Genomic DNA, 7,725 nt, shown 5'->3' on the forward strand with positions numbered 1-7,725 from the left:
TGGGCTGGCTTCAAACCAGCGGATCTGATCGGCGGTGCCGTGGCGCGTCAGGCCTTGCGCTTTGGCTTAGGCCAAGGCCAAGGCGTTCAAGGTCTCCTCTTATGCGCCGCCATTGCCCGGAGCTGGCCAATGGATCAGTGTCAAATCCACGTAGTCAGTGCGCAGTTTGTGCAGACTGTCACGCAAGCTGGCCACCAGTTGCGTTTGTGCATAGTTGGCGGTCCAGATTTTGGTGGTGAGAAACAGCGCAGAGCGAGCAATGCAGCTTTGCGCAATCGCTTGGCCCACATCGGCTTGGTTGTCGTAAATCTGGGCGGTATCGACAGCGCGGTAACCCACGTCAAGCGCATTGCGCACAGAGTCAATGGCGGTTTGGCCTTTCAAGCGGAAAGTGCCAACACCAAAGGAAGGAACGGTATTCATAGAGAGGCTCCTGAAGGTTTGTTTAGATAGAAGCAGTGGACGTTGATGCGTAGCGGCGTGTGGCTCGGCCCAGCCAACTAAACCCAAACTTGCCGTTGCGAGTGCCGCACCAACCAGCGGTATCGAGCTATAGCCCCAGCCTTGGCTGAGTGCAAAGCCGCCCAAGGCGGCGCCCAGAGCATTGCCTAGGTTGAAGGCGTCGACATTCACAGATGAGGCCAGGCCCGGCGCTTTGTGCGCCGCTTGCATCACCCGAATTTGCACGGGTGGCACGATTGGCAAAAGAGGCGGCGCCCCAAATCACCAGTGCAATCGCTGCACCGATATGGCTTTGAAAGGCCAGCGGCAGCACTAGCATGATGAGGGCCAGCGCAGCCAGAATCAGCTGGGTTGCGCCCTCCAGCGACCAGTCCGCCTGTTTGCCGCCCAGGCTATTGCCCATCGTGAAGCCAATACCGATCAGTACCAGCGCAAAGGTCACGAAATCAGGGCTGGCATTGGTCATGTCTTCCAGCAGCGGCGTCACATAGGTGTAGAGCGTGAACATCGCGCCTGCACCGAAGACGGTGGTGCCCATCGCGATCAGCACATCACGCGCCATCAGTACTTTCAGCTCGCTGCGCACATTAGGGCGTGTGCCTGGTGCGCCTTTGGGCAAGGTCAGCCACAGCGCTGCGATAGTTAGCAGGCCTAGTGCGGCAGTCGCACCAAACGCAAGACGCCAGCCGAGTTGTAGCCCCAGCCAAGTGGCAATCGGCACGCCGCTGGCCGCGACGACAGCGCCAATGCCGAAAAATGCACCGTGGTTGAGGCTGGTGACCAAGCGCGATAGCAGCAATGTCGTGAAGCTGGGCGCCAAGGCCGACAGCAGGTTGCCAATGGTGAACAGCACCATCAAGGCCATCAGCGCATTGCGTTTGCCAAAACGGCTGAATAACAAGGTCATGACCGGCGCGCCGACCATCACGCCCATGGCATACGCGGAGACCAAGAGGCCTGCGGCGGGAATATCGACATCGACGCCATTGGCGATCACTGTCAGCAAGCCCATCGGGGTAAATTCGGTGGTGCCTATGGCAAAAGCCCCGGTGGCCAATGCCAATAGTACGGCGGAGGATTCCATTGCAGTGGTGCTCATCAAGAGTGAAGGACTGCAGTGTGACCAGGTCACTTGCGGCGCACTACGCGCAGGCTGCATTTGACCGAAGAGGGCGCTGAGTTCTTGCTGCAGGCGCGCAGCATCATCAACTCTGTTGATCAGGCGGAGGAACAAATCGGTGCACGCAGGGCCAAGCCAGCTGGACGCCTCAGAGTCGATGCGGCAACGCCTTTTATGCGGCATGTGATCGTGCCTTTGCTCGACGGTTTTAGCATGCGGTATCCAGACGTGCAGTTGGAGCTCAATTCGAATGAAGGTGTGACCGACTTGTTGGAAAACGAACGGATGTGGCGTTTCGCATTGGTGCCTTGAAGGACTCGACACTGCATGCACGGCAAGTGGGCGTGAGTCGCGTGCGCATGTTGGCCAGCCCTGTGTACTTGGAGCGCTCTGGCAGCCTCACCAAAGCCAGCGAGTTGGCCCAGCATCGCCTGCTTGGATTCACGCAGCCCGACACTTTGAATGACTGGCCTTTGCACGATGCCGAAGGCAATCTGGTGCGGATCGTGCCTAGTATCGCTTCGTCCAGTGGCGAAACACTCAGTCAAATGGCGCTGCCAGACCTAGGCATCGTGTGTTTATCGGACTTCATGACGCATGGGCACCGGCGCGTTGATCGTGCTTTTTGCTGGCACCAGGTTGGATATGCGCCAGCCGCTAAGGCGGTGTACTACCACAACACCGCCTTAGCGGCGCGCATTCTATGCTTTGTCGACTATGTGATTGCAGAGTTGAAAAATAAGCCGTTTTGCTGAGTGCCACAAGGTCCTTGGTCTGTGCAGTACTGCCTGTGCACAAGGCGCATCGTGGCGTTAGTCGAAATTCGGGGCGATTCAACTATCAAAGATTGCCTGTCATCTTGCCAATGCGCCAGTAGATGCCGCCCCCGGTCATTCCACCATCGACGGGAATATCTGCTGCATTGATAAATGACGAGTCCGGAGACAGCAGAAAAATCACTACATTGGCAATCTCACTAGGTTCGGCACCTCGCGACAAAAGCGTTGCTTGGCGATTGCCTTCGTGGAATATTTTGGCCTGCTCTGCATTGTGAACGGCGTTGGCTTTGTGGATCATGGGCGTTTCAACCAAACCAGGACAGATGGTATTTACGCGAATATGACGGTCTGCCAACTCTTGTGCAGCGCAGCGAGTTAATCCACGCAATGCCCATTTGCTGGCGGTATAAGCGGCACTGAAATATCCAGTGAGTCCAGCTGTGGAGGATATGTTGACGATCGAGCCACCAGCACGCATAGAAGGTGACAAGTAGTGGATGGCCAAAAAAGCGCCATCCAGATTGACCGAGAGAATGCGGCGCCACTCCTCTGGTGAAGTTTGATTCACTGTTTTTCTAAGAGTGATGCCTGCGTTGTTAACAAGGCCGTGCAACTGAATACTTTGCTTTTTTAGCGCATCTGCAAGCTCAGACCACGCATTGGCATCTGAAACATCCTGTGCACGAACCATCAACCGTTGTGGCTCTGCATGACAGTGGTGGATCAAATCGTTCCAGACAGGCTGGTCAGGCGCAGCGAGATCAATCGCAATGATGTTGGCACCCAAGGAATACAGCGCCTTCGCTTCAGTGAGTCCCTGTCCTTGCGCAGCGCCAGTGACCAAAATGTGTTTATCGTGCCAAAAATTGCTCATAGGTGCTCCAAAATCAACGGTTTTAGAAACTGACGAGGCTGCTGACTCCAAACATAGGAGCAACTGGTTAGCCGTTATGCAATAGCACAGCGTGTTAGCTGTTCATGACACCGCCATCAATCACCAAGGTGTGGCCGGTGACGTAAGAGGCCATGGGGCTGACCAGATACAGCACACCCAAGGCAATTTCGTCGGGATTACCCAGGCGACCTACGGAGGTTTTTTTGAGGTATTCGGCTTTGATCGCAGCGTCGGCATGCATCCATGCGCTCATCGGGGTGTCGATATAACCAGGGGCAATGGCATTGACGCGGATGTTGTGTGGGCCGAATTCCAACGATAGGCATTTGGTCGCGTGATGAATAGCGGCTTTGGCCGAGGCATAGTCAATGCAGTTGGGGCGCGCCTTAAGACCGGCGTAGCTGGACAAATTCACGAGCGCACCACCACCACCGGCTTTCATGACTTGGGCTGCTGCCTGACAGCCAAACACACTGGCGCGTAAGTTAATGTTCAAAGTTTTGTCCCACATGGACTCATCCAAATCCAGCGCATCGGAGCGCGCCAGCATACCAGCGTTGTTCACCCAGATATCAAGACGGCCGTAGGTGGTGTGCACATACTGGGCGAGTGCTTCAATGGCTTGCGTATCGGTGACGTCCAGTTGATAGAACAGGGCGTCAGCATCGACGGGGACTTGTACGTCAGTAGGGATGACTGTGGCGCCTTGAGCGCGCAATCTTTGAACAATTGCTCTGCCAATGCCGCCTGAGGCGCCTGTGACTACGGCAATCTTGCCGTCGAGTTGGATAGGGTTATCTAACATAGTTTGGTAGTGGAAAGCTTGACATGCCAAGCATGCCTGCTGCTGCGGCAAAGTCTGGACGCACACGGCGCCATGCCTTTGCACAGCATTGAGTGGAGGGGGGAATTGAGCCCCCTTGCGAACCGTGCTTTAACGAATATCTGCCAAATCGATACGAGCGGTTTCTTTGATGATGATGCTGGCGATAATGGCCATCAGACCCAGACACATCAGGTAACCTATGTACAGGAACTCATAGCCGCTACCTGCCAAGTAAGTGTTGATGTAGGGTGCGGTACCACCAAAAATTGCCACCGACAGTGAGGACACAAAACCCACACCTTGAGCACGCGCTTGGGTAGGGACTTGTTCGGACACGATGGCAGGGTAGATGGAAGCAATCAACGCCCAGGCACCCAAGCCCAAGACCTGTGCAAAGAACAATGTCATCGGCTCTTGAGTGACCATCGCGGAGATGGGGTAGCTCAACACAATCACAGCTAAGCCCCAAGCAAACACGATTGGCTTACGGCCAAACTTGTCAGCCATCCAGCCGCATACGGGCAACCAAATTAGGCACAGTACTTGCGCAGCCAAGCTGGCCCAATAGGCACCAGAAGCATCCATGCCCTTGGCGATGGCGGTGGAAGGTGCAAAAGTAACCCAGGTATAGTAGGTCACGTTAGATGCTGCCGAAAGCATGATGATGTTGCGCGCAATGATGAGAATTTCGCGTTTTGTCAAAGGCTTGGCAGGCGCAGCCTTCTTGTGCTCGAACACTTGGGATTCTTGCGCGCTGCGACGCAAGAATAGGGCGTAAATGCCTAAGATGCCGCCAATATAGAAGCCAATACGCCAGCCGTAGTCGTCCATGGCCTCTTTGCCCAGCATGCTGGTCAGTGTGGCGGCAGTAGCTGTTGCGGCCATCACCCCCAGGGTCACACTGATAAACACGGTGCTAGACCACAAGCCACGCTTTTCTTTCGGGGCAATTTCAGCCACATAAGTGTAGGAAACGCCGGTTTCTCCGCCGTGTGCCAGACCTTGCAGCAAGCGCAGTATGACCAGCAGGATGGACGCGCCAATGCCAATCGAAGAATAGCTGGGAATTAAGCCAATACCTGCGCTGCAGATGGCCAGCAAGATCATGGTGGTTACCAATACGGCCTTGCGACCATAGCGGTCTCCCAATTTACCAAATACAAACCCGCCGACCGGACGTGCAATAAAGCCCACAGCGAACACGGCAAGCGTGGATAAAAGTGCAGAGCGTGGATCTGCTTTGTCAAACAGATTGCGCGCTAGATAGACCGAGAAGATGCCGTACAGCGTCCAGTCGAACCACTCCAGCGCATTGCCTATGGCAGCGGCTCGCAAGGATTTACCCCTGCTGTGACCTTGATGTGTTTGATTTGTCATTTTGTCTCCTAGTTGATTGTTGGTTTCATTTTTTTATTTGCATAGATGTTTTTTAAACCAATCTGCTGCTAAATTACTGGTTTTATCAAGCGCTTCTTGATAAACAACATAATGACCGCCTTCAATTTCAATCAGCTCCTTTGGACAGGTCATTGCTGCAAATGCATCGCGTTGTAACTCGTGTGGAGTGGTGGTGTCGCGACTGGCTATAATCATCAGAGTCGGTGTATTTTTTATCCTATAAATATAGGCACCAGGCTCGTAATTTCTGGCCAATTCTAGAGATGATAAAGTCGTGTAATCCTTCCATTCAGGGCAACGTGCACCTTGACTGGACATATAGTCATAGGAATCCTTATCAGGGTATGTGACTACCTCGCTAGGGTTAATGCCTATGGTTTTTTGCAAAGATAAAGGTGCTCCTGCAAAGCTGGATTCTCTTTCTCTGATAAAACGTTGGCACTGATCTGTCAACTCCTCGGAATTTAGTTTGGAGGTGGCTGCACGCCAACTGCTAATAGTTGGAACCTGGGAGACCACGCAGCGAACTCGCGGATCGGTAGCTGCTACAGTCAGTACATGGCCACCACCGTAGCTGGAACCCCAAATACCAATTTGATCCGGATTGATAGTTTTTTGTGTTCGTAAAAAGGAAATAGCGGCTTTGAAATCTTCTACTTGCCTATGAGGATCAAGATGTTGCCGTGGTTTACCATCACTTTTTCCGAGATTTCTATAATCAAAACTGAGTGCCGCAATACCTCGGGTAGCCACCTGTAATGCATAGTCTTCTAAATCGCCTCCGGCTACCATTGCCCATCCGTGGGCAAGGGCTACTGCAGGAATTTTTTTAGTTGATTCTGGTAAATACAGTGTGCCTCTGATGAAATCTCCATCCACCGGGAATTCGACATTTATTGCATCAATCATTGCGGTCTTTGCTTCCATTTAGTCCAGGTCATTCTGGTGCTAGGCAAATATAGCTGGAAGGCATAAAAGATCAACACGAAAAAAATGCTTGATTGATCGGATATTCAGATCAATCAACAAAACCAAAGGATCAGAGAGATGAACATTCGAAGCTTGGAAGTCTTCATCGCATTGAGTGAAGAACTGCATTTTCGGCGCGCTGCAGAACGCTTAGGGATGAGTCAGTCGCTTGTGTCAGATCACTTGCGCAAGTTGGAGGCTGATCTAGGCTGCACACTTCTTGATCGAAATAGTCGACGCGTTGCATTGACAGAAAATGGTGAGGAATTCAGGAGAAAAATTCAAATTCCACTTGCGCAGATTAAAAAATCAATCATTGAGATGAGATTCTCAGCAAAAAAAGAAAGCATTCGCCTTGGTTTTATGGGGGGTGGATTCTATGGTTTACATCAGTTATTTGTTAATAAATTTAATGAAAAATATCCTGGTGTTTCTCTGGAGTTTGTGGAGTTGCATTATGATAATCAATTTACTTCTATATTGAGTGGCGCGGTGGATGTGAGTTTATGTAGATTGCCAATCGGCATGCCTGGGCTTCAGGCTGGACAGGTTTTAATGCGTGATTCGCGTGTGATTTGCTTAAATGCTAATCATCCTCTCGCAGATAGAGAATTGATCGATTTCGAGGAGCTCGCTGGAGAAACAATGCTTCAGGCACCGGTTGGTGTTTCCGGGAAAGAATGGGTGGACTTCCATTTCCCGTTGTTAACTCCAAGTGGTCAGCAATTATTTCCAGGGCGAACAATAAAAACGGTTCGTGAGGGTTTGTCTGCAGTTGCTTCTGATTTTGGTATTTTTTTTATGACTAAGCGTGCGTCAGATTATTATAGTAATCCGAATATTAAATATGTGGATATTAATCTGCCATTGGTTGGATCGGCGCTTGTTTGGGCTGAGAATAATTATAATGAAAGAATAGAAAAAATTAATAATATCGTTTCTGAGTTTTTTGATTGAAATATTATTGTTAAATTTTTAAGGGGGTTTGTGAAATTTGATGTTGGTTTTTCAGTGTGATCGGCTTTTTCGCATATAGCCTCAAGGAGGCTGGGGTAAGCCAAGCGGATGAGTGAGGCGAGCGAGTACTAATCGAAATGGCTTTGTCGCAAAATTCGAGCCGAGAACAGTAGTAGGCTCTGAGGATGAGTGAATCAAACTGGTCAACGCGCAAATACCAAACAAAGAACTGGAAAGAATACAACCAGGCATTGAAGGCGCGAGGTTCGCTTACCGTCTGGTTCGAGCCTGAATCGACCAGGGTTTTATAGATAGTTCG

General features: G+C 51.4%; 5 protein-coding genes and 4 pseudogenes. 3 read left to right on the top strand and 6 right to left on the bottom strand.

The features are described from left to right. Window positions 1-102 precede the first annotated feature (102 nt). Both E8K88_RS17590 and E8K88_RS17595 read right to left on the bottom strand, forming a co-directional pair. Window positions 103-423 (bottom strand): annotated as a pseudogene (locus tag E8K88_RS17590) (aldo/keto reductase); the annotation flags it as partial. A gap of 22 nt (window positions 424-445) precedes the next feature. Beyond that, window positions 446-1,546: pseudogene (locus tag E8K88_RS17595) on the bottom strand (MFS transporter). Window positions 1,547-1,594: 48 nt separating this feature from the next. On the opposite strand from E8K88_RS17595, the pseudogene E8K88_RS17600 reads away from it, so the two are divergent. Beyond that, window positions 1,595-2,337, top strand: a pseudogene (locus E8K88_RS17600) (LysR substrate-binding domain-containing protein); the annotation flags it as partial. A gap of 85 nt (window positions 2,338-2,422) precedes the next feature. Here E8K88_RS17600 and E8K88_RS17605 read toward each other — a convergent pair. The 4 genes from E8K88_RS17605 to E8K88_RS17620 all read right to left on the bottom strand — a co-directional run bounded on the left by E8K88_RS17605 (window position 2,423) and on the right by E8K88_RS17620 (window position 6,407). Next, window positions 2,423-3,235, bottom strand: coding sequence for an SDR family NAD(P)-dependent oxidoreductase (locus tag E8K88_RS17605; RefSeq protein WP_136407979.1), 813 nt, complete (start codon window positions 3,233-3,235; stop codon window positions 2,423-2,425). Between the two features lie 94 nt (window positions 3,236-3,329). Further along, a complete protein-coding gene (locus E8K88_RS17610) occupies window positions 3,330-4,061 on the bottom strand; it encodes an SDR family NAD(P)-dependent oxidoreductase (protein ID WP_136407980.1) in 732 nt (243 codons plus the stop codon). Window positions 4,062-4,190: 129 nt separating this feature from the next. Beyond that, window positions 4,191-5,459, bottom strand: coding sequence for an MFS transporter (locus E8K88_RS17615; RefSeq protein ID WP_136407981.1), 1,269 nt, complete (start codon window positions 5,457-5,459; stop codon window positions 4,191-4,193). Window positions 5,460-5,492: 33 nt separating this feature from the next. Further along, complete coding sequence (locus E8K88_RS17620) at window positions 5,493-6,407, bottom strand: alpha/beta hydrolase (RefSeq protein WP_205880123.1); 915 nt, start codon at window positions 6,405-6,407, stop codon at window positions 5,493-5,495. 120 nt (window positions 6,408-6,527) lie between these two features. Between E8K88_RS17620 and E8K88_RS17625 the strand changes: the two genes are divergently transcribed. Then, window positions 6,528-7,406 carry a LysR family transcriptional regulator gene (locus tag E8K88_RS17625; protein ID WP_136407982.1) on the top strand — a complete coding sequence of 293 codons (879 nt, stop codon included), beginning with the start codon at window positions 6,528-6,530 and terminating at the stop codon, window positions 7,404-7,406. Between the two features lie 185 nt (window positions 7,407-7,591). After that, window positions 7,592-7,699: pseudogene (locus tag E8K88_RS18430) on the top strand (IS5/IS1182 family transposase); the annotation flags it as partial. Window positions 7,700-7,725: the final 26 nt, after the last annotated feature.

It is taken from the genome of Lampropedia aestuarii (assembly GCF_004803635.1).
In the GTDB taxonomy this organism is placed as follows: domain Bacteria; phylum Pseudomonadota; class Gammaproteobacteria; order Burkholderiales; family Burkholderiaceae_C; genus Lampropedia; species Lampropedia aestuarii.

Bases quoted from the DNA above. Each gene is read 5' to 3' on its own strand.
- E8K88_RS17615 (WP_136407981.1), bottom strand. From the start codon at position 5,459: ATGACAAATCAAACACATCAAGGTCACAGCAGGGGTAAATCCTTGCGA.
- E8K88_RS17610 (WP_136407980.1), bottom strand. From the start codon at position 4,061: ATGTTAGATAACCCTATCCAACTCGACGGCAAGATTGCCGTAGTCACA.
- E8K88_RS17625 (WP_136407982.1), top strand. From the start codon at position 6,528: ATGAACATTCGAAGCTTGGAAGTCTTCATCGCATTGAGTGAAGAACTG.
- E8K88_RS17620 (WP_205880123.1), bottom strand. From the start codon at position 6,407: ATGGAAGCAAAGACCGCAATGATTGATGCAATAAATGTCGAATTCCCG.
- E8K88_RS17605 (WP_136407979.1), bottom strand. From the start codon at position 3,235: ATGAGCAATTTTTGGCACGATAAACACATTTTGGTCACTGGCGCTGCG.